The 20,615-nt window shown below is 73.0% G+C and carries 20 protein-coding genes; 14 read left to right on the plus strand and 6 right to left on the minus strand.

Annotated features, from left to right (window positions below):
• Positions 1 to 30: 30 nt before the first annotated feature.
• The 3 genes from VGW35_06335 to VGW35_06345 all read right to left on the minus strand — a co-directional run bounded on the left by VGW35_06335 (position 31) and on the right by VGW35_06345 (position 3,899).
• Positions 31 to 1,395 (minus strand): response regulator, encoded by a 1,365-nt coding sequence (locus VGW35_06335; GenBank protein HEV8307269.1) that lies wholly within the window; start codon positions 1,393 to 1,395, stop codon positions 31 to 33.
• A gap of 194 nt (positions 1,396 to 1,589) precedes the next feature.
• Positions 1,590 to 3,008: an aldehyde dehydrogenase family protein gene (locus VGW35_06340; GenBank protein HEV8307270.1), complete on the minus strand. Its 1,419-nt coding sequence runs from the start codon at positions 3,006 to 3,008 to the stop codon at positions 1,590 to 1,592.
• A 96-nt stretch (positions 3,009 to 3,104) separates the two neighbouring features.
• Entirely contained in the window at positions 3,105 to 3,899 is a 795-nt protein-coding gene (locus tag VGW35_06345; protein HEV8307271.1) for an inositol monophosphatase family protein, read from the minus strand.
• A 146-nt stretch (positions 3,900 to 4,045) separates the two neighbouring features.
• Here VGW35_06345 and VGW35_06350 point away from each other — a divergent pair, with 146 nt between their 5' ends.
• The 10 genes from VGW35_06350 to VGW35_06395 all read left to right on the plus strand — a co-directional run bounded on the left by VGW35_06350 (position 4,046) and on the right by VGW35_06395 (position 13,318).
• Entirely contained in the window at positions 4,046 to 4,546 is a 501-nt protein-coding gene (locus tag VGW35_06350; GenBank protein ID HEV8307272.1) for an RNase H family protein, read from the plus strand.
• 10 nt (positions 4,547 to 4,556) lie between these two features.
• Positions 4,557 to 5,489 (plus strand): 2-dehydropantoate 2-reductase, encoded by a 933-nt coding sequence (locus VGW35_06355; GenBank protein HEV8307273.1) that lies wholly within the window; start codon positions 4,557 to 4,559, stop codon positions 5,487 to 5,489.
• 60 nt (positions 5,490 to 5,549) lie between these two features.
• Positions 5,550 to 7,331 (plus strand): ABC transporter ATP-binding protein, encoded by a 1,782-nt coding sequence (locus VGW35_06360; GenBank protein ID HEV8307274.1) that lies wholly within the window; start codon positions 5,550 to 5,552, stop codon positions 7,329 to 7,331.
• Positions 7,332 to 7,431: 100 nt separating this feature from the next.
• On the plus strand, positions 7,432 to 9,282 hold the full coding sequence (locus tag VGW35_06365) for an ABC transporter ATP-binding protein (protein ID HEV8307275.1): 1,851 nt from the start codon (positions 7,432 to 7,434) through the stop codon (positions 9,280 to 9,282).
• A gap of 6 nt (positions 9,283 to 9,288) precedes the next feature.
• A complete protein-coding gene (locus VGW35_06370) occupies positions 9,289 to 9,663 on the plus strand; it encodes an MGMT family protein (protein HEV8307276.1) in 375 nt (124 codons plus the stop codon).
• A 73-nt stretch (positions 9,664 to 9,736) separates the two neighbouring features.
• A complete protein-coding gene (locus VGW35_06375) occupies positions 9,737 to 10,255 on the plus strand; it encodes a YbaK/EbsC family protein (protein HEV8307277.1) in 519 nt (172 codons plus the stop codon).
• The gene (locus tag VGW35_06380) at positions 10,246 to 11,118 is read left to right on the plus strand and encodes an MBL fold metallo-hydrolase (GenBank protein ID HEV8307278.1); all 873 of its coding nucleotides are present in this window, start codon (positions 10,246 to 10,248) and stop codon (positions 11,116 to 11,118) included. Before VGW35_06375 ends, VGW35_06380 begins: the two co-directional genes overlap by 10 nt.
• Positions 11,097 to 11,567, plus strand: a complete 471-nt coding sequence (locus VGW35_06385) for a peroxiredoxin (GenBank protein ID HEV8307279.1) — start codon at positions 11,097 to 11,099, stop codon at positions 11,565 to 11,567. The genes VGW35_06380 and VGW35_06385 overlap by 22 nt, the downstream gene beginning before the upstream one ends.
• Positions 11,568 to 11,705: 138 nt before the next feature.
• The gene (locus tag VGW35_06390; GenBank protein HEV8307280.1) at positions 11,706 to 12,578 is read left to right on the plus strand and encodes a deoxyribonuclease IV; all 873 of its coding nucleotides are present in this window, start codon (positions 11,706 to 11,708) and stop codon (positions 12,576 to 12,578) included.
• A 122-nt stretch (positions 12,579 to 12,700) separates the two neighbouring features.
• A complete protein-coding gene (locus VGW35_06395) occupies positions 12,701 to 13,318 on the plus strand; it encodes a class I SAM-dependent methyltransferase (protein ID HEV8307281.1) in 618 nt (205 codons plus the stop codon).
• Positions 13,319 to 13,329: 11 nt separating this feature from the next.
• On the opposite strand, the gene VGW35_06400 is transcribed toward VGW35_06395, so the two are convergent.
• Genes VGW35_06400 through VGW35_06410 form a run of 3 tightly spaced genes read right to left on the minus strand, consistent with a single transcriptional unit; the run spans position 13,330 to position 16,021 of the window.
• On the minus strand, positions 13,330 to 14,541 hold the full coding sequence (locus VGW35_06400; GenBank protein HEV8307282.1) for a glycoside hydrolase family 99-like domain-containing protein: 1,212 nt from the start codon (positions 14,539 to 14,541) through the stop codon (positions 13,330 to 13,332).
• Complete coding sequence (gene nth / locus VGW35_06405) at positions 14,508 to 15,227, minus strand: endonuclease III (GenBank protein ID HEV8307283.1); 720 nt, start codon at positions 15,225 to 15,227, stop codon at positions 14,508 to 14,510. The genes VGW35_06400 and nth overlap by 34 nt, the downstream gene beginning before the upstream one ends.
• 14 nt (positions 15,228 to 15,241) lie before the next feature.
• Entirely contained in the window at positions 15,242 to 16,021 is a 780-nt protein-coding gene (locus VGW35_06410) for a tetratricopeptide repeat protein (GenBank protein ID HEV8307284.1), read from the minus strand.
• A gap of 91 nt (positions 16,022 to 16,112) precedes the next feature.
• On the opposite strand from VGW35_06410, the gene VGW35_06415 reads away from it, so the two are divergent.
• The 4 genes from VGW35_06415 to VGW35_06430 form a co-directional block, all read left to right on the plus strand.
• Positions 16,113 to 16,580 (plus strand): DUF4149 domain-containing protein, encoded by a 468-nt coding sequence (locus tag VGW35_06415; GenBank protein HEV8307285.1) that lies wholly within the window; start codon positions 16,113 to 16,115, stop codon positions 16,578 to 16,580.
• A gap of 8 nt (positions 16,581 to 16,588) precedes the next feature.
• Positions 16,589 to 17,815 carry an FAD-binding oxidoreductase gene (locus tag VGW35_06420; GenBank protein ID HEV8307286.1) on the plus strand — a complete coding sequence of 409 codons (1,227 nt, stop codon included), beginning with the start codon at positions 16,589 to 16,591 and terminating at the stop codon, positions 17,813 to 17,815.
• Between the two features lie 163 nt (positions 17,816 to 17,978).
• A complete protein-coding gene (locus tag VGW35_06425; GenBank protein ID HEV8307287.1) occupies positions 17,979 to 19,445 on the plus strand; it encodes a hypothetical protein in 1,467 nt (488 codons plus the stop codon).
• 65 nt (positions 19,446 to 19,510) lie between these two features.
• The coding region (locus VGW35_06430) for a hypothetical protein (GenBank protein ID HEV8307288.1) at positions 19,511 to 20,615 on the plus strand (1,105 nt) is incomplete at its 3' end.

Raw genomic sequence — 20,615 nt, forward strand, 5'->3', positions numbered from 1 at the left:
GGGGGTGTTCCGACACCCCCTCCGACTCACTCAGCGGGGCTCGCCGCCGTCGGCCGCGCTGGCCCGCAGGAGCCACCCGCGCACGCGGGCGCGGACATGGGCGACCCGGAAGGGCTTGGTGAGGTAGTCCGTCGCGCCCGCCGCGAAGCCGGCCTCGATGTGCTCGGCCTCCGTCCGCCCTGTGATCAGCACCACCGGGATGTCCCGCAGCTTCGGGTCGGTGTCGCCCCGGAGGGCGCGGCAGACCTCCAGCCCATCGCGGCCCGGCAGGAGCCAGTCGAGCAGGATGAGGTCCGGCCGCTCGGCCCGCGCGACTCGCAGGGCGGCCTCCCCGTCGGAGGCGGACAGGAGACGGAACCCCTCGGACTTGAGCGCCTGCAGGAGCAGGCTGAGGACGTCCGGTGCGTCGTCGACGATCAGTACCGTCTTGGGACCCTCGGCGGCGCCGGGCATCGGGCTGTCCGCGCGTACCGGCGCGGCCTGGGGGGCCAGGTCGGCCCGCTCGGCGAGCTCGATGACCTGGCCCTCGGCCGCGCCGAAGACGTCGAGCTCGCCGCCCACCGCGGCGACCCGCTGGCGGCACGAGGCCACGACGCGGTCGAGGGCATCGTCATCCCGCAGCGGAGCATGATGGAACAGGGCCAGGCGGCGGGCGCGCGCCGCCAGCGCGACGTCCACCGCGTACTCGACGGGACTGTGCCCCCAGCCGATCCGCCGCGGGTACTCCTCGAGCGTGTACTGGGCGTCGTGGATGACGAGATCGGCGCCCGCCAGAAACTCGATGTGTCGGCGATCCTCCTGGTGGACGGGGAGGCCGGAGGGGCTGCGCTCGGTCAGCGGGGTGCCCTCGGAGGGATGGCGCGCGTGGGGCTCGTGGTCGAGCGCGTAGACGAGCGATGCCCCCCCGACCTCCAGCCGGTACCCCAGGGTGAGGGCGGGGTGATTGAGGTAGCGAGTGGCGACCCGCACCCGGCCGAGATCGAACGCGCCCTCGACGAGATCGTGGTAGCGAACGACGGCGTCGAGCTGCTCGAGCGTCACCGGGAAGTACGTGTACTCCATCTGGCCGGCCAGGGTGTCTTCCAGTCGCTTCCCGAGTCCGCCCGGCGCGTAGATGTCCCACTCGTTGCCCCGCGTGAAGAGAGGCGCGAAGAAGGGAAAGCCCTGGATGTGGTCCCAGTGCGTGTGGGTGATCAGGAGGTGACCGCGTACCGGCCCGAGCCCCGCGGCGACGATGGCCTGACCCAGCCCGTGGGCGCCCGTGCCACAGTCGAGCACGATCAGGGTGCCCTCGGCCGTCCGCACCTCGACGCAGGACGTGTTCCCGCCGTAGCGTAGCGTCGTCGGTCCGGGCTTCGCGAGTGAGCCCCGTGTGCCCCAAAACCGGATCCGCATGGCGTCCCTGCCCCTCCAGGGCGAGACCGGCTCGCGGTAGACGATCGTGGTGGGCCAAGCCTAGCCCGGGGCGGCACGTCCGGTCAAGGACTGGGGGGACGTCAAGGACTGGGGGGACGTCCGGCCCGCTCCCGAGACGCCACCGCCGCCGGGCGGCCGGCGGCGGTGGGGTGGGGGCGGCGGCGGAGGGGACGTCAGCTCCGGAGATGCATGACCACGAGCTTCAGCTCCGTCATCTCCTCGACGGCGTAGCGGGGCCCTTCCTTGCCGAACCCGGACTCCTTCAGCCCGCCATAGGGCATGAGGTCCGCCCGCCACTGGGGACCCCAGTTGATGTGGAGGTTCCCCGAGTGGACCTCGCGGGCGAACTTCATGGCATGCTCCAGGCTCTCGGTGAAGATGGCCGCCGAGAGCCCGTAGTTCGAGTCGTTGGCCAGCGCGATGGCCTGGTCGATGTCGTCGAAGGGGGTCACCGCGACAGCCGGGCCGAAGAGCTCGTCGGCCGAGATCCGCATGTCGGGCTTGACGTCGGCCACGATCGTCGGCGCGTAGATCGCGCCCTGGCGCTGGCCGCCGGTGACGAGCCGGGCCCCGCTGCCCACCGCCTCGCGGACCCACTCGTCCACGCGGACGGCGTCCTTCTCGCGGATCATCGGGCCCATCTTCACCTTCTCGTCGAGCTGGTTGCCGGTCGTCAGGGCCTCGACCTTGGGCTTGAGGGCGGAGAGGAAGTCGGAGTAGACGCGGCCGGCGGTGAGGATCCGCTGGGCGGAGATGCAGACCTGGCCCGCGTTGGCGTAGCCGGTGCTCACCACCGACGCGGCGACCTTGTCGAGGTCGGCGTCCGGCATGACGATGACGGGAGCGTTGGAGCCGAGCTCCATGGTGACCTTCTTGAGCCCGGCCACCTTGCAGATGTGCTCGCCCACGTCGCGGCTCCCGGTGAAGGTGATCTTCCGGACGCGACGATCGGCGCACAGGAGGTCGCCGATCTCCCCTCCGGCGCCGGTCAGGCACTGGATCCCTTCCGGCGGCAGGCCTGCCTCGAGCAGGATCTCGGTCAGCTTGAGGGCCGAGAGGGGGGTATCGCTGGCGGGCTTCACGATGACGGCGTTCCCGCCGGCCAGGGCCGGGCCCACCTTGTGACAGACGAGGTTGAGCGGGAAGTTGAAGGGGCTGATGGCAACGACCACGCCGCACGGCACCCGGAGGGTGAAGGCCACGCGGCCCGCCGAACCGGGGGCGCCGTCCACGGGGACGGTCTCCCCGTGGATCCGCTTGGCCTCCTCGGCCGAGCCGAGAATGGTCTCCACCGCGCGGCTCGCCTCCAGGCGGCCTTCGGCGATGATCTTCCCTTCCTCCATGCTGATGATCCGGCCGAGGTCTTCCTGACGCTCCAGCATGAGCTGGGCGGCCTTGTGAAGGATCTTGTAGCGGTCGTAGCCGGGGAGCCGGGCCATGGCCTTGGCGCCCCGGACGGCGCTCTCGACCGCCCGCTCGACGTCGCCGCGGTCGGCCCGGGGAACGGTGTCGATCACGTTCCGGTCGTAGGGGTTCTCGACAGGGATCGTCTGAGGCTTGTCGATCCACTGGCCGGCGACGTACATGCGCATCGCTGTCCTCCTCATGCTGAGTCGCGAACGGGGAGAGTTCGAAGGGCTTCCCGATTATCGCCCCCGAGCGGGGCACGCCACAAGGGCCGGCTGGGGTCAGGACGGACGGGGATTCCGGACGGCCGCCAGCACCTCGCGGATGGCCGCGTGGAGGTGCCCGTTCGAGGCCAGCACCCCGGGGCCCTCGAGGCTCCAGGGCCCGCCCTGGACGCTCGTCACGCGCCCTCCGGCCTCGAGCACCATGAGACCGCCGGCGGCCATGTCCCACGGTCCGAGGCGCAGCTCCCAGTAGCCGTCGAAGCGGCTGGCCGCCACGTAGCAGAGGTCGAGCACCGCCGAGCCGAGGCGCCGGACCGCGCGGGCGCGGAGTGAGAGCGCCGCGTACTCGGGCAAGTTGGTCTCGGCGGCCGTCCGGATGTCATAGGGAAACCCGGTCGCCAGCAGACCTTCCCCGAGCTCCTGGCAGGCGGAGACGTGAATGGGCTCGCCGTTCAGCGTCGCGCCCCGGCCGCGCTCGGCGACGAAGAGCTCGTCAAGGTTCGGGTCGTAGGCGACCCCGAGCTCGACCCGGCCGGCCCGCTCGAGCGCGAGGGAGACGCAGAAGACCGGCACGCCGTGCGCGTAGTTCGTCGTCCCGTCGAGTGGGTCGATGAGCCAGCGGTACTCGGACCGGCCGGCCTGGGCGCCGCTCTCTTCGGCCAGCACCGCATGGTCGGGGAAGGCGTCGAGGAGCCGCCCGACGATCAGCGTCTCTGCCCGCCGATCCATCTCGGTCACCAGATTGGTGGGGTGGCCCTTGTAGCTGATCCGGCGCGCGCCGCCGAGCGCCTCGCGGAGGAGCTTGCCGGCGCCGCGGGCGGCCTCCACGGCGATCGGCCGGAACTCGTTCACGCGGCCGAGGGTAACACACCGTGAGGGGATCGTGCCAACCACCGTCTGCGAGGCGCGGTGGGCATGGCGGGCGATCGCCGCGGGCTGACTGGCGCACCGCACCTTGACCCTGCCGACGGCGCGGTGATATAAGCGGAGCACCGACCATGCCCAAGCGCGAGAGCAAGAGTTTCAGCGGCGCGCACGCGAACGCGTCGCCGGCGAGAGGCGGGAAGGGCCCGAAGTCGCCGCCGCCGGATGAGCGACCCATTCTCGTCGTCACGGGCAGCGTGGGGCGCGGCGGTCCGGCGTCGGGCGGGTGGGGGTACGTGATCTGTTACCCGAGCGGCCAGGAGCTGGAGGCCGCCGGCGCCGTCGCCGACACGACCGTGCACCGCATGGCGCTCACCGCGGTGATCCACGCGCTCGAGCGGGTGGGGGCCGAGGAGACGGCGCCCGTGCGCGTGGTCACCTCCAGCCAGTACACGGTCGACGGCGCTTCGGGCAAGGCCGAGCGGCGGTCCAATCTGGATCTGTGGGACCAGCTCGACGGTGCGATCCGCGGGCGCCGGATGCTCTGGGAGTGGGAGCCCGACGAGACGATGTACCTCCAGGAGCGCGCCGCCGAGCTGGCCCAGCTGGCCTTGAAGCGGGCGCCGCGCGCCTAGGAGCCGTCCCGTGCGCGTCGCCGTCATGGGCGCCGGCGCGATTGGTGGCTACTTCGGCGCGCGCCTGGCCCGGGCCGGGGAACCGGTTGCCCTCATCGCCCGGGGAGAGCACCTCCAGGCCATCGAGGCGCGCGGTCTCGCCGTCGAGAGCGTCGAGGGTGACTTCACCGTGCGCGTGCCGGCTACCGACGATCCGAGCCGGGTGCCGACCCTCATCGGGCCGGTCGACCTGGTGCTCTTCTGCGTGAAGTCCTACGACACCGAGCGCGCGGCCGAGGCGATCCGGCCGCTGCTCGGGCCGGAGACCGCGGTCCTCTCCCTCCAGAACGGCGTGATCAACGAGGAGACGCTGGGCGCGCTCCTGGGGTCCGAGCGGATCCTGGGGGGCCTGGTGTACGGCTTCGCGGTGATCCGGGCGCCCGGCGTCATCCGGCACACCCAGGGCGGGAGGATCGTCTTCGGTGAGCTGGACGGCCGCCGGAGCGCGCGCGCCGCCGCGTTCGTGGACGCCGGGCGAAAGGCGGGCTTCCCCGTCGAGCTGTCGGACAACATCCGCCGGGCGCTCTGGGAAAAGTACCTGATGATCTGCGCCCTGTCGGGCATGACCGCCGTCACCCGGCGCCCGATCGGCGACATCCGCGCCTGCGTCGAGTCCCGGGGCCTGTACCGGATGATGCTGGAGGAGCTCGCCGCCCTCGCCAAGGCCGAAGGGATCGGCCTGGCCGACGAGGTCGTGGAGCGCGGCCTGACCGCCGCCGACGCCCTGAAGCCGGACTCCTACTCCTCCCTCTATCACGACCTCACCCAGGGCCGGCGTCTCGAGATCGAGGCCCTCCAGGGACACGCGGTACGCCTGGGAGCGCGCCACGGGATTCCGACGCCCGCCCTCTTCGCCGTCTACGCGGCCCTGCGCCCGGCGGCGGTGGCCGCCGAGCGCGCCTGACTGTCCCGCGGCCCCGGGCGCGTTGCGGCCCTGCGCCGCGGCCGGTATAATTTCGTGTCTATGCCGGTACGCGTCCTGATCGGCTATCTCGAGCGGTACCGGGCGCGTTACCTGGGCGGTTTCGCGCTCCTGCTCGCCACCAACCTCTGCGCCCTGGCCATCCCGTGGGTCATCAAGCTGACGATCGAAGCGATCGGCTCGGCGGTGGGTGCCGCCGGCGGCACCGCGGCGGCACCCGACCTGGACGCCACGCGGCGCGCGGTGACCACGGGCGCCCTGGCCATCGTCGGCCTCGCGGTCCTCCAGGGGGCGGTTCGTTCCGCCTCGCGGTTCGCGCTCCTGGGGGCCAGCCAGCGCGTGGAGGCGGACATCCGGAACGATCTGTTCGGCCGCCTGGTCCGGCTCCCGCCCGCGTTCTACCAGGCCCAGCGTACCGGGGACCTGATGTCGCGGGCCACCAACGACCTCCAGGCGGTGGCGATGCTGATCGGGTTCGGGTTCCTCTCGATGGTCAACACGCTCATGGTCTTCACCGGGACGCTGGCCGTCATGCTCCGGATCGATCCCTGGCTCACGCTGGCCGCCCTCGGGCCCTTGCCGGTCCTGATCGTGCTGGCCCAGCAGTGGAACGGCCGCCTCCACGCCGAGACGCTGGCCGTCCAGGAGCAGCTCTCGCGCCTCTCGGCGAAGGTCCAGGAGAACCTCGCCGGGATGGCCGTCGTCCGGGCCTACACGATGGAGGCGCGGGAGGTCGAGGCGTTTCGCCGGCTCAACCGCGAGCAGCTCCAGCGCACGCTCCGTCAGGCCCGGACGCAGGGCGCGTTCTCCCCCCTGATCGGGGTCATCGGTGGGATCGGCACGCTGATCGTGCTCTGGGTCGGGGGCAAGGCGGTGGTGGACGGGCGGATCAGTCTCGGGGACTTCGTCGCCTTCGCGAGCTACCTCGCGTACCTCGCCTGGCCGGTCCTGGCTCTGGGCTGGGTGCTCGCCGTCGTCCGGCGGGGGCTGACCGCCCTGGGGCGGGTCGTCGAGATCCTGGAGACCGCCCCCGACATCGCCGATGGACCCGAGGTCGGAGGACCGGTGGCCCTCGCCGGCGAGATCGAGCTCCGCCGGCTCACCTTCGCCTACGACCCCCACCGGGCTCCTGCCCTCCGGGACGTGTCGCTCCGGGTCCCGGCCGGCGCCGTCGTCGCCGTCGTCGGGCCCACGGGGTCAGGGAAGACGACGCTCGGCGCGCTCCTCCCGCGGCTCTGGGACCCGCCGCCGAACACGGTCTTCCTCGACGGCCGGGAGATCCACACGATCCCGATCGCGGACCTGCGGCGGGCCATCGGGTACGTGCCCCAGGAGACGTTCCTGTTCTCGCGGCCCCTCGCCGAGAACGTCGCCCTGGGCGCGCCCGGCGCCGACCCGGCGCGTCTCGACCGGGCCGGCCGGGTGGCCGGCCTCACCGAGGACATCGCCCGCCTCCCGCACGGGTGGGCCACGGTGGTTGGGGAGCGGGGGCTCACGTTGTCGGGAGGCCAGCGGCAGCGCGCGGCGCTCGGGCGGGCCCTCATCCCGGATCCGCGGATCCTGATCCTCGACGACGCCTTCGCCTCCGTCGACGCCGAGAAGGAGGCGGAGATCCTGGCCGGCCTCCGGGAGGCGCTGGCGGGACGGACGACGCTCATCATCACCCACCGTCTCCGGGCGGCGCAGCTGGCCGACTGGGTCGTCGTGATGGCCGAGGGCCGGATCGTCGAGCAGGGGACGCACGCCGACCTCGTCGAGCAGCCGGGGCTGTACGCCCGGCTCTGGCAGCGGCAGCAGCTCGAGTCGGCGCTGGAGGTCGGCTGAGGCTCATGACGGAATCGATGCCGGACAGAGCTGGGCGGGGACGACGGGGCACAGCGGGCTGCAGCAGGCGCTCCCGCCCCAAGCTGAACCGCTGACGCCGATGAGAGCCGCGGGCGGCCGATCCGTCGCCGACTATCACGACGAGGACGTCCTCGGCCGCGCGTACGATCGCCGGCTCGTCGGCCGGCTGTGGCAGTTCGCGCGGGGCTACCGGGGCGCCCTCCTGGCGTCGGCCACGCTCTTCCCGCTCGCCGCGGTGATCGACGTGGCCCAGCCGTATCTCGTGAAGGTGGCCATCGACGACCACATCGTCCATGGCGACTGGCGCGGCCTGTCGCGCGTCGCCGCGCTGTTCCTCGCCACTCTCGTCGCCCAGTACGCGCTGCGGTACGCGGAGGGCTACCTGATGGCCTGGACGGGGCAGCGCGTGATCCACGACCTCCGCGACGCGCTCTTCGCCCACGTGCAGCGGCTCCCGGCGTCCTTCTTCGACAAGAACCCCGTCGGGCGGCTCATGACGCGCATCCTGAACGACGTCGAGGCGATCGGCGAGCTGTTCGCCTCGGGGGTCGTCGCCGTCGCCGGCGACGTGCTCACGCTGGCGGCGGTCGTCGTCGTCATGCTCGCGCTCGACTGGCGGCTGGCCCTGGTGACCTTCGCCGCGGTGCCGGTCCTCTGCGCGGTGGCGGCGTACTTCCGGACGCGGGCCCGCGACGCCTACCGAGAGGTGCGGAACCGGATCGCCCGGGTCAACGCCTCTCTCCAGGAGAACCTGATCGGCATGACGGTGGTCCAGCTCTTCGGGCGCGAAGCCGCCCACGCCCGGGAGTTCGGCCGGCTGAACGAGGACCACCGCCGGGCCGTGTTCCGGCGTATGCGCTACGATGCGCTCCTCTACGCGGCCGTCGAGGTCATCGGGTCCGTCGCGATCGCCGGGCTCATCTGGTGGGGCGGGGGGCAGATCCTGGCCGGGGCCCTGACGTTCGGGGTCCTGGTCGCCTTCATGGAGTACACGCACCGCTTCTTCCTGCCGATCCGCGACGTCTCGGGGAAGTACACCGTCATGCAGTCGGCCATGGTGGCGGCCGAGCGCATCTTCGGCCTGCTCGACACTCCTGCCGAGATCCTGTCGCCGCCGCGCGGCTATCGTCCGGCGGGAGACGCCGGAGGCGCGCCGGCCCTCGAGTTCCGGGACGTCTGGTTCGCGTACGAGGGGGCCGGGACGGCGACCGGGTCGCGCGAGGCTCCGGTGCTGCGCGGCGTGTCGTTCCGCGTCGCCCGGGGCGAGCAGGTGGCGGTCGTGGGCGCCACCGGTGCCGGCAAGACGACGCTCGCGCGCCTGCTGACCCGCACCTACGACGTCCAGCGCGGCGCGGTGCTCGTGGACGGGGTCGACGTGCGCGAGTGGGAGCTTGCCGCCTTGCGCCGGCACGTGGGGCTGGTCCTGCAGGACGTGGTGGTGTTCACGGGGACCGTGGCCGAGAACGTCGCGCTCGGCAATCCGGCGGTGATGCGTGACCGGATCGAGGAGGCCGCGCGGCGCGCGCACCTGGACGCGTTCGTGCGGACACTGCCGGCTGGCTACGACGAGGAGATCCGGGAGCGCGGCGCCAATCTCTCCCACGGTCAGCGCCAGCTCCTGGCCGTCGCCCGGGCGCTGGTATATAATCCCTCCGTCCTCGTCCTGGACGAGGCGACCTCGAGCGTGGATCCCGAGACGGAGCGGTGGCTCCGCGATGCGCTGGACCAGCTCCTCTCGGCCCGGACCAGCGTGATCATCGCGCACCGGTTCTCCACCATTCAGCGAGCCGACCGTATCCTCGTGCTTCATCGGGGACGGCTCGGTGAGGACGGACCGCATGACGTGCTGCTGCGGCAGGGTGGGCTGTACGCCAAGCTCTACGAGCTTCAGTTCGGGCGCGAGGCGACGGCCGGGGCGCGGGGCCGGTAGCGAGCGGTGGGCCGGCGCCCGATGGGCCGCGGCGCGGGCTTCGACGCCCGGGTCTACGCGCTCGTGCGCCGGATTCCGCGGGGTCGCGTCGTGACCTACGGCCAGGTGGCCGCGCTGGTCGGCGCGCCGCGGGCGGCGCGGGCCGTCGGCGGCGCCATGCGACGCTGCCCGCCCGGGGTGCCGTGGCATCGGGTGGTGAACGGATGCGGGAGCATCAGCCGGCGGCCCAACGCCAGCAGCATGTTGAGCCAGCGCCTCCTGCTCGCCCAGGAGGGCGTGCGCTTCGTGCAGGGGCGCGTCGAGCTGGCCCGCTACCGCTGGGCCGGGCGGGGCCGAGGGCGCGGCCCGCGGGTCGACATCGACGCGCTCCCGGTCTCCTGAAAGCCCGCGAGGAATTCATGCGGGACGTGGCCGTGCGGGGGCGACGGGAAGCAGCCGGGTGCAAGGTGAACTGATGCAGCCGGCCGCGGCGCGGGTGCAGGACGCGCTCAGGGCCTTCGGGCTCGGGGGGCCGGTGATCGAGCTCGGCGCGAGCGCCCGGACGGCGGCCGAAGCCGCCGCGGCGTGCGGGGTCTCGGTGGCCCAGATCGTGAAATCGCTCGTCTTCCTGGCGGGCGGCGAGCCGATTCTCGTGCTGACGTCGGGGGCGAACCAGGTGGACGAGACGCGTCTTCACACCCTGACCGGCCAGCCCATCCGCCGGGCGGATGCCGACGTGGTGCGGGCGGCCACGGGGTTCGCGATCGGCGGGGTCCCGCCGGTCGGCCACGCCCGTACCCTGCGGACGGTGATCGACCGCGATCTCCTCGCCCACGACGAGCTGATCGCGGCCGCGGGGACCCCCAACGCCGTCTTCCGGCTGACCCCCGACGAGCTGTGCCGGGTGACCGGCGGCGTGGTCGAAGACGTCAAGCGCCTCCGGAGCGACGCCGGGGCCGGCCACCGGGGAGGGGCGTCGCCGTCATGCGGGTGATGCCGCTCGCCGCCGATTCGCTCGGCGTGCGCTCGATGGCGACCTACGTCGAGGCCGGGGACCTCCGCCTCCTGCTCGATCCCGGCGTGACGCTGAGCCCACGCCGATACGGCCTCGCGCCGGCGCCGGAGGAGGAAGAGGCCTTCAAGCGCGCGCGCGATCGGATCGAGGGCTACGCGCGCCGGGCGACCCTGATCACGGTGAGCCACTACCACGCCGACCACTGCCGGCCCGAGGCCGAGGTGTACGCCGGCCGGCGGATCTGGGCGCTCGACCCGTGGCGGGTGGCCGACGCGCACCAGGCGGCGCGGGGCCGGGCCTTCTGGCAATCGCTCCGGGGACAGTGCGTCCTGGAGGCGGCGGAGTGCCGCGTCGCCGAGTTCGGCGGGGCCCTGGTGCGGGTCTCGCCACCGCTTCCCCACGGGCGTGAAGGCACCGGCTTCGGCTTCGTGGTCGCCGTGACGGTGGACGACGGCACGCGCTTCGTCCACGCCGCCGACCTGCAGGGCCCGGCCTCCGCCGTGGCCACGGCCTACATCCTGCGCGAGCGCCCCGACCTGCTGTACCTGTCGGGTCCGCCGACGTACCTGGCGGCGCAGGTCGGCGAGGACACGGTGCGGCTCGGGCTCGAGAACCTGCTGCGCATCGTGAACGAGACCGGCTGTCGCGTGATCGTGGACCATCACGCGTTGCGCGACCGCCATTACCGCGAGCGACTCGGCCCGGCCTTCGAGACGGGGCGGGTCGTCACCGCCGCCGACTACCTCGGTCACCGGGCGGAGTGCCTGGAAGCCTACCGGCCCGAGGTATGGGCGCGTTACCGCCGAAAGGAGGGGAGTTCATGGCAGACCAGCCAACGCTGAGCGTCGGCGACCCCGCCCCGGACATCACGCTGCAGGGGATCGGGGGGAAGGAGTGGAGTCTCGCCGACCAGAAGGGGAAGAAGAACGTCGTCCTCCTCTTCTACGTCCTGGACTGGACACCTGGCTGAACGAAGGAGATGCCGGCCTTCGAAGCCCGCCTGCGGGACTTCGAGGCCGCCGATACCCAGGTCGTGGGTATCTCGACCGACTCGATCTATAGCCACGATGCGTGGGCCAAGTCGCTGGGCGGGATCTCGTACCCGCTCCTGGCGGACATCCACCGCGACGTGGTCAAGAAGTACGGGATCCACTGGCCCGAGCTGAATGCCTGCTACCGGGCGAGCTTCGTCATCGACAAGCAAGGGACTCTCCGGTTCGTGGAGCGCTACGGCAAGGGCGAGCTCCCGGACCCGGAAAAGGTCCTGGCCGAGGTCAAGAAGCTCCGCTAGGGCATTTCGGGGGGGTCTCGGAAGACCCCCCCGATGCCCCCCCGTCGTGGCGGCGGCGAAGCCGCCGCTCGGAGCACGCCTCGATGCACCACTCGCTCGCTGGTCGGCGCCAGGTCGGATTACGCCGACACACCGCCCGTGGATAACCTCGGCGCCCACATGTCGATCGCCGGGGGTCTCCCGAACGCGCTGGCGCGCGGGCGGGAGGTCGGGTGCGGCGTCATCCAGCTCTTTCTCAAGAACCAGGTCCAGTGGGCGGGTCGGCCGCTCCTCGGGGACGAGGTGGCGGAGTTCAAGCGGCAGCGGCAGGCCACCGGGATCGGCACGGTCTTCGCCCATGCGACCTACCTCATCAACCTCGCCACGCCGGACGAGACGGAGTGGCGCCGCGCGGTGAGCGCCTTCCACGACGAGCTGGAGCGCGCGGAGCGCCTGGGCCTCCCGTTCGTGGTGATCCATCCGGGCTCCCACAAGGGCGCCGGCCGCCAGCCGGGGCTCCGTCGGATCGCGCGGGCGATCGACGACCTCCACGCCCGCACGGCCGGATACGGGGTGCGTATCGCCCTCGAGAACCCGGCGGGCGCGGGGCAGGTGCTGGGCGCGCGGCCCGACGACCTGGGCGCGATCCTCCACGCGGTCCGGCAGCCCGACCGGCTGGTGTTTTGCCTGGACACCTGCCACCTGTTCGCCGCCGGCTACGACCTGCGCACGCCCGCGGGGCTGACGGCGACGCTCGGGGCTTTCGACGCGGCCATCGGCCTCGAGCGGGTGGTGGCCTTCCACCTGAACGACTCGAAGGCCGCGCTCGGCTCCGGGCTCGACCGCCACGAGCACATCGGCCGCGGGGCAATCGGGCTCGCCGCCTTCCGGTCGCTCCTCCGCCATCCGCGACTTGGCCGGCGCCCGATGGTGCTGGAGACTCCCAAGGAGGACGGCTGGGACCGGAAGAACCTGGCCGTGCTGCGACGGCTCCGCTCGACGCCGAGGCCGCCCGCCACCGCGCGGCGCTGACGCCCGCGGCCGCGGCGGCGGGCATCCGCGCCTTCGGCCGGGCGCGTGTCGCCGCCCAGCCCGAGTGCGCGAACATCGCCAGCGCCATCGGCGTCGCCCAGTACGTCGCCATCGCTGCCGAGGTGGCGGCCGCGCTGCGGGTGGGCGGCCGGCGCATCCTCGACTGGGGCGCCGGGTGGGGTCAGACGAGTCTGCTGCTGCGCGCCCACGGCCTCGACGTGGTCGCGTACGACGTGGACGACAAGGGCGCGGCGGCGGGCCTCCTGGCCGGCGGCGACGTGCCCTATGTCGTGGCCCGGGGGCCGGCGCTTCCCTTCGCCGCGGCCGAGTTCGATGCCGTGCTGAACTGCGGCGTGCTGGAACACGTCGCCGACGAGACGGCAGCGCTGGCCGAGCTGTACCGGGTCCTCAGGCCCGGGGGCCGGCTCTTCACGTATCATCTCCCGAACCGGCACGCGTACGCCGAGTGGCTCGGCCGACGGCTCGGTCGCTTTCATCACGACCGGACGTACACGCGCGCCCAAGCCTGTCACCTGTTCGAGCAGGCCGGCTTTCGCGTCCTGGCCTGCCGGCCTTTTCACCTCCTGCCCCGGAACGTCTGGGGCGGGCCATCGCGACGGGTGGATCTCGCGGCCGGGGTCGCCCAGGCGTACGATGCGCTCGATGCGGCCCTCGTGCGGGTCCCCGGCCTGGCTCGCCTCGCCACGGCGTGGGCGCTCGTCGCCGCGCGACCCATCTAAGCTCGAGGCGATCATCGCGCACCTCCGGTCGCTGGCCCCGATTCGGAACCCGGTGCCGCCGCCCCAGGCGAAGTAGGGCGCGGGCGGGCGCGGAAGAGCTCGACCCAGGCGCGCGTCGCCTCGAGGTAGCGCGTGCCGTGCTCGCGGCTCGCCTCGATCTCGCTCCCCTCGTGCCACTCGTTCCAGGACGCCACCAGGACCCAGGGGGGATCGACGGCGAGCGCGGCCCGCCAGGTGGCGTCGTACGTGGCGCCGCCTCGGCGGTCCACGACGGTGCCCGGCTGCCGGATCACGCGGTCGTCGAAGCCCGGAGCCACGGCCGGGAGGAAGGGGAGACCGGCGGCGCGGGCGGCGGCCGCCCAGTCGCGGTAGACCCGCGTGAGATCCCGGCCGCGAGCGAGGAACGTGACGGGCGTGTAGACGTGGAGGGCGTCCAGCGCGTCGAGCCAGCCGGGGCGCGCGCTGTCGCCGACCAGGAAGACCGGCCGGCCGCTGGCCTGGAGCCGGCGCCGGACGTAGTCCCACGCCGCCGGACGGAGGCGGTGGGTCCCGTAGAGGAAGACGACGGGCGCCCCGTTCACCGTGAGCCACGCGGCCTCGCGGCCGTGCCGCGCGAGCAAGGCGTCCAGGTCGGCGGCGACCTGCGCGGCCCCGCCGATCCACAACTCTCCTGTCTCGTAGTAGGGCGCGACGCGGAACCCGGTGTCCCGGGCGACCGCCAGGAGCGCGCCGAAGGTCCGCGCCTCCTCGCTCGCCCGGCCCCACCACGAGACGACGAACCCGTCGAGGCCGGCCGCCTGCGCGGCGCGGATCTGGTCGCGGATGACCGCGGGATCGCGGCTGTCGTACGGCCCCCGGGCCGGGTAGTGGGTGGCCCCCAGATCGAGCCGGCCCGGCGCGCTCTCGCGCCAGGGCTCGTGGAAGCCCAGGATCGTGCCGGCCGGCAGCGCGAGCCGCGCGTGGTTCCAGTGGCGCCACCGACCCGCCGGACCACCGGGGATCCCGTACCAGGGGTAGTGGAAGGCGAGCACCAGACGGGAGAGCGCGGGCGACGCCGCCCGCGCCCGGGTGACGCTCCAGAGGCCGGGCCGGAGCCACAGCGGATGATCCCGCTCGAGCCGCCAGAGCCCCCAGGCGACGAGGGCGGGCAGGAGACCGAGGAGGAGGACTGTCGCCCGCCGGCCCGGTCTCAGCGCGCGCGGGTCACGCCCACCCGGTGGCACCAGGCGGCGACGGGGCAGCGGGAGCAGTGGGGCGACAGCGGCCGGCAGATGTTCTGACCGAACGCGACCAGGAGGTCGTTGTACTCGATCCAGTAGCGGCGCGGCAATTTGGCTCGCAGCGCCGTCTCCGTCTCGGCCGGCGTCCGGGTCCGCACGAACCCGAGTCGGTTCGAGATCCGGTGGACGTGGGTGTCCACGCAGATCCCCGGCTTGCCGAACCCGACCGTCAACACCAGGTTGGCGGTCTTCCGGCCGACGCCCGGAAGGGTCAGCAGGGCGTCGAGGTCGTCGGGCACGCGGCCGCCGAAGCGGGCGCGGAGGTCCCGGCAGACGGCGTGGATGACGCGGGTCTTGGTGCGGTAGAAGCCGACCGGGTAGATGGCCCGCTCGATGGCGCGGGGCGCGAGGCGGAGCATCGCGTCGGGGGCGTCGGCCAGTGCAAATAGCCGCGCGGCGGCCGGGCGCGTCGTCGTGTCCTGGGTGCGGAGGGAGAGGAGGCAGGCGACCAGGACGCGGAAGGGATCGGCCTCGACCGCCGCCACGTCCGACACCGCCGTGGGCGACCAGGCGGCCACGTGGCGGCGGAGGGTCCGGACGACGCGCCCGATGACGGTCGGCGGCATGGGAGCGGCGACCGCGCGGGCGAGCCACCGGGGGGCCGCTCGTCGACGCGCCGTCGTGGGCATCGGCCTCTCTCTCCCTACGACTTGTCGCGAAGCTGGGCCAGGAGCCGCTCGGCGGTCGGCCGGTGGCGAACCACCCAGTCCGCGACGTACGTCGGCGCGCGTTCGTCGAGGACCTGCTGGAGCTCGCGTCGCGCCTCGGCGTACCGGCGTCGCTCGATCAGGCACTTGGCCAGCTCGACCCGGGCGCGGGTGAAGTGGGGATCGAGGCCGAGCGCCTTCCGCTCGTACGCCTCGGCCCTGGCGAGGTCGCCGCCCATGAGGCCGGGCGTCTCGAGGTAGAAGGACCCGGCCAGCGCCAGGCCGCCGACGTGGTTCGGGTCGAGCCGGAGGACCGTCTCGATCTCCTCCTTGAGCGTGCCCAGCAGAAACGCGGCCCGGAGCTTGCCCTTGGCGATCGCCCAGCGCCCCAGGTTCGCCGCGTACCAGAGGTGGGCCTCCGGGCTGCGCGGATCGAGCTCGACGGCGCGCTTGGCGACGTCCCGGCCCCGCTCGTACCCGGCCAGCTTCTCGTCGAGGCTCGTCGCGCGGAGATCGGCCCAGGTGAGATGGACCCAGCCCAGGAGGAGGAGCGCGTCCAGGGTCGGCTCCCGAGCCACCGAGCGCTCGAGGAGTTCCCGCGCGCGGTCGATCCGAGCGAGGTCCTCGTGGAAGCTCCGGAAGAGGGCCCAGGCCTCCGCCACCGGGCCCGAGGTCGGAGGCGTGACCGGCGTCGCGGCGGGCGTGACGAGGGCCAGGCCGAGCACGAAGAGGAGCGCGGGCAGCAGGGCGCCGCCGGGCCGGAGGGTGAGCGCCATCGCCGAGGACTCTACCAGGGAGCCGGGCGTCGTTCAACCGAGCCCCGGGCGCGCCTTGACAAAGCGGCGCGGCGCTCCCATCATCGCCCCCATGCGGGGCTTCATCCACACCCTCGCCGCCGCGCTGCTCGGCGCGGGGCTGGGGGTGCAGCTGTTCCTCTCCTTTCTCGTGGCGCCCTCGGCCTTCCGCGTCACCGATCGGCCGGTGGCGGTCCGCCTCATGGAGGCGCTCTTTCCCGGCTACTACGGCTTCGGGATCGTCACGACCGGTCTGGCGTGCGGCCTGACGCTCTGGCTGGCCCTCGGGGGGGGCCGGGCGCCGCTCCGCTGGGCCGCCGTGACGCTGCTCGGCGTCGTCCTCGCGGGCACGCTCTACGCCGGGCAGATCCTGCTGCCCCAGGCGCGGGCGGCGCGCCTGCGCGCCCAGGTGGCGCCGGCCGGCGACCTGGCTCCGCTCGAGTTCTCGCGCCTCCACCGCCGGGCAGTGGCGGTGAACATCGCGCTCTTCGGCGTCGGCGCCGTCGCGCTCGCGCTCCACGCCGCCGCGCGTCCCCACTGACCTCGCCCGTGGAACGCGCACGGGTCGTCGTGGTGGGCGGTGGCTTCTGGGGGTGCAGCACGCTCTACCACCTCGCGATGCTGGGGCTCTCCGACTGTCTCCTCGTCGAGCAGGGCGAGCTGGCGGGGCAGACGACGGGGCAGGCCGCGGGGATGATCGGGCAGCTCCGGAGCTCGCCCGCCGCGTCGCGCGGCGCCGCCTACGGGGTCGAGCTCCTGCGCCGGCTGGCCGCCGAACCCGGCGCCCCGAGCCCGTTCCGGGAGGTCGGCAGCGTCAAGGTCGCGCTCACCCCGGGGCGGGTCACGGAGCTCCGCCGGCAGGTGGCCGAGGGCCGGCGGCTCGGCCTCCCGGTGACGCTCGTCGCGCCCGAGGAGGCCGCGCGGCTCGCCCCGGGCCTCGACTCGCGTCGTGTGCTCGCGGCGGCGCACGTGGCCTCGGACGGCTACGTCGATCCGGCGGCGACCGCCCGCGCCCTGGCCGACCGGGCCGAGCGCCAGGGCGCCCGCGTCTGGACGGCCGCCCGGGTCGAGCGGATCCTGGTGAGCCGCGATCGGGTGCAGGGGGTGTTGACCGAGCGGGGGCGGGTGGCCGCGTCGACCGTCGTGCTCGCCGCCGGACCCTGGGCCGGCCTCGTGGCGGAGACCGCCGGCGTGCGGCTCCCCGTCTACCCCGTCCGCCATCAGCTCGCCGTCAGCGCGCCGCTCACCGGGTTGCCCACCACGTTCCCCCTCGTGCGCGTCCCCGACGCGTGCGCGTACATCCGGCCCGACGGCCGCGAGCTCTGGTTCGGGCGGTTCGAGCGGCGGCCCCTGAGCTATGACCCGCGGACGCTGCGGCCGGGGATGACGATGAAGGACGTGCCGCCGGGGACCGGCGCGCTCGCCACCGCGCGAGCGCGGCTCGTCGAGGTCTTTCCGCCGCTCGGCGACGTGCCGGTCGTGAGCGCGCGGGCGGGCCTGCCCGCCTTCACGCCGGACGGCGAGCATCTCCTCGGCCCGCTCGGCCGGCCGCGCGGCCTCCTGATCGCGGCGGGCTGCAACGCCACCGGGATCATGGACGGCCTGGCGATGGGACGGCTCGTGGCGGAGCTGGCCGCCGGTCAGCCGCCGTTCCTCGACGTGACGGCCATGCACCCCGGGCGCTTCGGCGGGCGCTACCGGGGGGTCGCGGCGCTGCGCGCGTCGTGCGAGAATGTCTACCGCAACTACTACTCCCTCCGGGCGGGTCGGGTGTAGCTCTCGGAAATCGGGGCAGGCGCTCAACGAGACGGATCGGGAGGGATCGGCGATCACCAGTCGAACACGCGGACTACCATGGGCACACCGGCGCACCACCATCGTCCTCGCCCTCGTCGTCACCGCCGCCATCCTGACGGCCGCCGCCGCCCAGGCTCAGGGCGTGACCGCGCCGCGGCTGACCGCGGTGGATCGGGCGACCTACGAGGCCCTGAAGGTCCAGGCGGAGCATGATCCCGCCGCCCAGGCGCCCGACCGCATCCTCGACGCCGAGGCGCCCCAGCCGGCGGACCCACACATCGTCACGTCCTTCCCCGGGCTCAACCGGCCGGCTGCCGCCAACAGCGGGTTCGTCTTCGTCCCGCCGGACCCGATCGTGGCCAAGAGCTTCACCCGCGTGCTCGAGGCGGCCAACAGCGCCGTTCGCCTCCACACCACGACCGGGGCTGTCCTGGACACGAGGAGCCTGAACGTCTTCTTCGGCGTCACGCCCTCGGGGTCGTCGGGGCTTCTCTTCGACCCCAAGGTCTACTTCGACCGGCTCGGCGTGAACCGGCGCTTCTACGTGGTGGCGCTGGAGATGCGCACGTCTCCCCGGGTGTCGCGGATCCACGTCGGGGTCTCCCGCAGTTCCGAGCCCGGCAATCTGGGTCCCGCCAGCTGGTGCCGCTATGCCATCGATGGCCGGCGGAATCCGGGGACGGGGCTTGACAGCTGGGCGGACTACCCGGGGCTCGGGGTGGGCGCGGACAAGCTGGTCATCACCGCCAATCAGTTCACGTTCTCCGCGGGCTCGTTCACGTTCGCCATCGTCCGCGTCCTCAACAAGCTGGTGCTGGCGAACAACGGGGCGGCCTGCCCGGCGCGGCCGTTCGTCTCCACCTTCCAGCCCTCGGCGGCGGCGGGGAACGGCGCGATCTTCACCCTCCAGCCGGTGCAGCACGCGGTGGCGCCGACCTCGTTCGCGGGCGTCGCGAGCCCGGTCTACCTCATCAACACGATCTTCGGCACGAACATCGCCTACCGGGTGTGGCGGGTCCGGAACCTCGCGCCGGTGTCGCTCCAGGGCCCGGTGAACGTCCAGGGCGACTTCCTCTACGGCAACCCGCCCAATGCCGTCCAGCGAGGGAGCGCCCTGCGTCTGGACACCGGCGACAACCGGATCCCCCAGGCGTCCTCGGCAGCCGCGAACAACTTCGTCGCCGTCCACGGCACCGTCTGCAACGTCGGCGGCGGCCCGACCGAGTCGTGCATCCGCGCCATCGGCATCCGGCCGGGGTCGGGCGCCGGGGGCTCGCTGACCGCGGGCATCTCCGGCCAGTTCACCCTGAGCAATGCCCCGGGGGATTTCCTCTTCTGGCCGGGCGTCGCCGACAGCCCCGGGCCCCTGGGGATCGGGTTTCACGCGAGTAGCGCGACGTTCTTCCTGAGCTCCTTCGTGTTTGTTGGCAGCACACTGCTGCCGGTGAGCGTCGGGACCTGCCCCCAGACGACGCGACGGACCGGCGACTACTTCGGGGCCCAGCTCGATCCGTCCGACCTCGCGAGCTTCTGGTTCGCCGGCGAGCGGGCGACGACGATCGGCGGCCGCTGCCAGTGGGAGATGCGCATCATCAGGGTCAGCCCTTGAGGCCGGGTCGAGTGTCGTTTCTCGGGAGGAGTATCGGCCATCACCAGCCAACGCGGGAGAACACGATGACACACTGGCGCTCCACCACCGCTCTCGCTTTCGTCGTCACCGCCCTCGTCCTGACGGCCGCCGCCGCGCTGGCTCAGGAGGTGACCGTGCCGCGGCTGACCGCGGTGGATCGGGCGACGTACGAGGCCCTGAAGGTCCAGGCGGAGACTGACTTCGCCGCCCAGGCCGCCGACCGCATCCTCGACGCCGAGGCGCCCGAGCCCGCGGTCCCCCACATCGTGGGGTCCTTCCTCGGGCTGAACCGGCCGGCCGCCGCCAACAGCGGATTCGTCTTCGTCCCGCCGGACCCGATCGTCGGCAAGAGCCGGGCGCGCGTGCTCGAGGCGGCCAACAGCGCCGTCCGGCTCCACACCACGACCGGGGCCGTGCTGGACACGAGGAGCCTTAACGTCTTCTTCGGCGTCGCGCCCGCGGGCTCGTCGGGGCTCCTCTTCGACCCCAAGGTCTACTTCGACCGGCTCGGCGCCAACCCGCGCTTCTACGTGGTCGCGCTCGAGATGCGCACGTCGCCGCGGGTGTCCCGGATCCACGTCGCGGTCTCCCGCAGCGCCGACCCCGTCAATCTGGCGCCCGCCAGCTGGTGCCGCTACGCCATCGATGGCCGGCGGAACGCGGGGACTACCCGGGACAGCTGGGCGGACTACGAGGGCCTCGGGGTCGGCGTGGACAAGCTGGTGATCACCGCCAACCAGTTCACGTTCGCGTCGAACACGTTCACGTTCGCCATCATCCGGGTCCTCAACAAGCTGGTGCTGGCGAACAACGGGGCCGCCTGCCCGGCGCTCCCGTTCGTGTTCACCTTCCAGCCGTCGGCCGCGGCGGGGAACGGGGCGGTCTTCACCCTCCAGCCGACCCAGCACGCCCTGGCCCCGGCCTCGGCGCCGGGAGTCTCCAACCCCGTCTACATCATCAACACGATCTTCGGCACCAACATCGTGTACCGGGTGTGGCGGGTCCGGAATCTCTTCCCCGTGTCGCTCCAGGGGCCGGTGACCGTCCAGGGCAACTTCCTCTACGGCAACCCGCCCAACGCCCGGCAGCGGGGCAGCGCCCTGCTTCTGGACACCGGCGACAACCGGATCACGCAGGCGTCCTCGGCCG

This window comes from Candidatus Methylomirabilota bacterium, assembly GCA_036005065.1.
Lineage (GTDB): Bacteria > Methylomirabilota > Methylomirabilia > Rokubacteriales > DASRDR01 > DASYQW01.

Bases quoted from the DNA above. Each gene is read 5' to 3' on its own strand.
- VGW35_06335 (HEV8307269.1), bottom strand. From the start codon at position 1,395: ATGCGGATCCGGTTTTGGGGCACACGGGGCTCACTCGCGAAGCCCGGA.
- VGW35_06340 (HEV8307270.1), bottom strand. From the start codon at position 3,008: ATGCGCATGTACGTCGCCGGCCAGTGGATCGACAAGCCTCAGACGATC.
- VGW35_06350 (HEV8307272.1), top strand. From the start codon at position 4,046: ATGCCCAAGCGCGAGAGCAAGAGTTTCAGCGGCGCGCACGCGAACGCG.
- VGW35_06360 (HEV8307274.1), top strand. From the start codon at position 5,550: ATGCCGGTACGCGTCCTGATCGGCTATCTCGAGCGGTACCGGGCGCGT.
- VGW35_06365 (HEV8307275.1), top strand. From the start codon at position 7,432: ATGAGAGCCGCGGGCGGCCGATCCGTCGCCGACTATCACGACGAGGAC.
- VGW35_06375 (HEV8307277.1), top strand. From the start codon at position 9,737: ATGCAGCCGGCCGCGGCGCGGGTGCAGGACGCGCTCAGGGCCTTCGGG.
- VGW35_06380 (HEV8307278.1), top strand. From the start codon at position 10,246: ATGCGGGTGATGCCGCTCGCCGCCGATTCGCTCGGCGTGCGCTCGATG.
- nth (HEV8307283.1), bottom strand. From the start codon at position 15,227: ATGCCCACGACGGCGCGTCGACGAGCGGCCCCCCGGTGGCTCGCCCGC.
- VGW35_06410 (HEV8307284.1), bottom strand. From the start codon at position 16,021: ATGGCGCTCACCCTCCGGCCCGGCGGCGCCCTGCTGCCCGCGCTCCTC.
- VGW35_06415 (HEV8307285.1), top strand. From the start codon at position 16,113: ATGCGGGGCTTCATCCACACCCTCGCCGCCGCGCTGCTCGGCGCGGGG.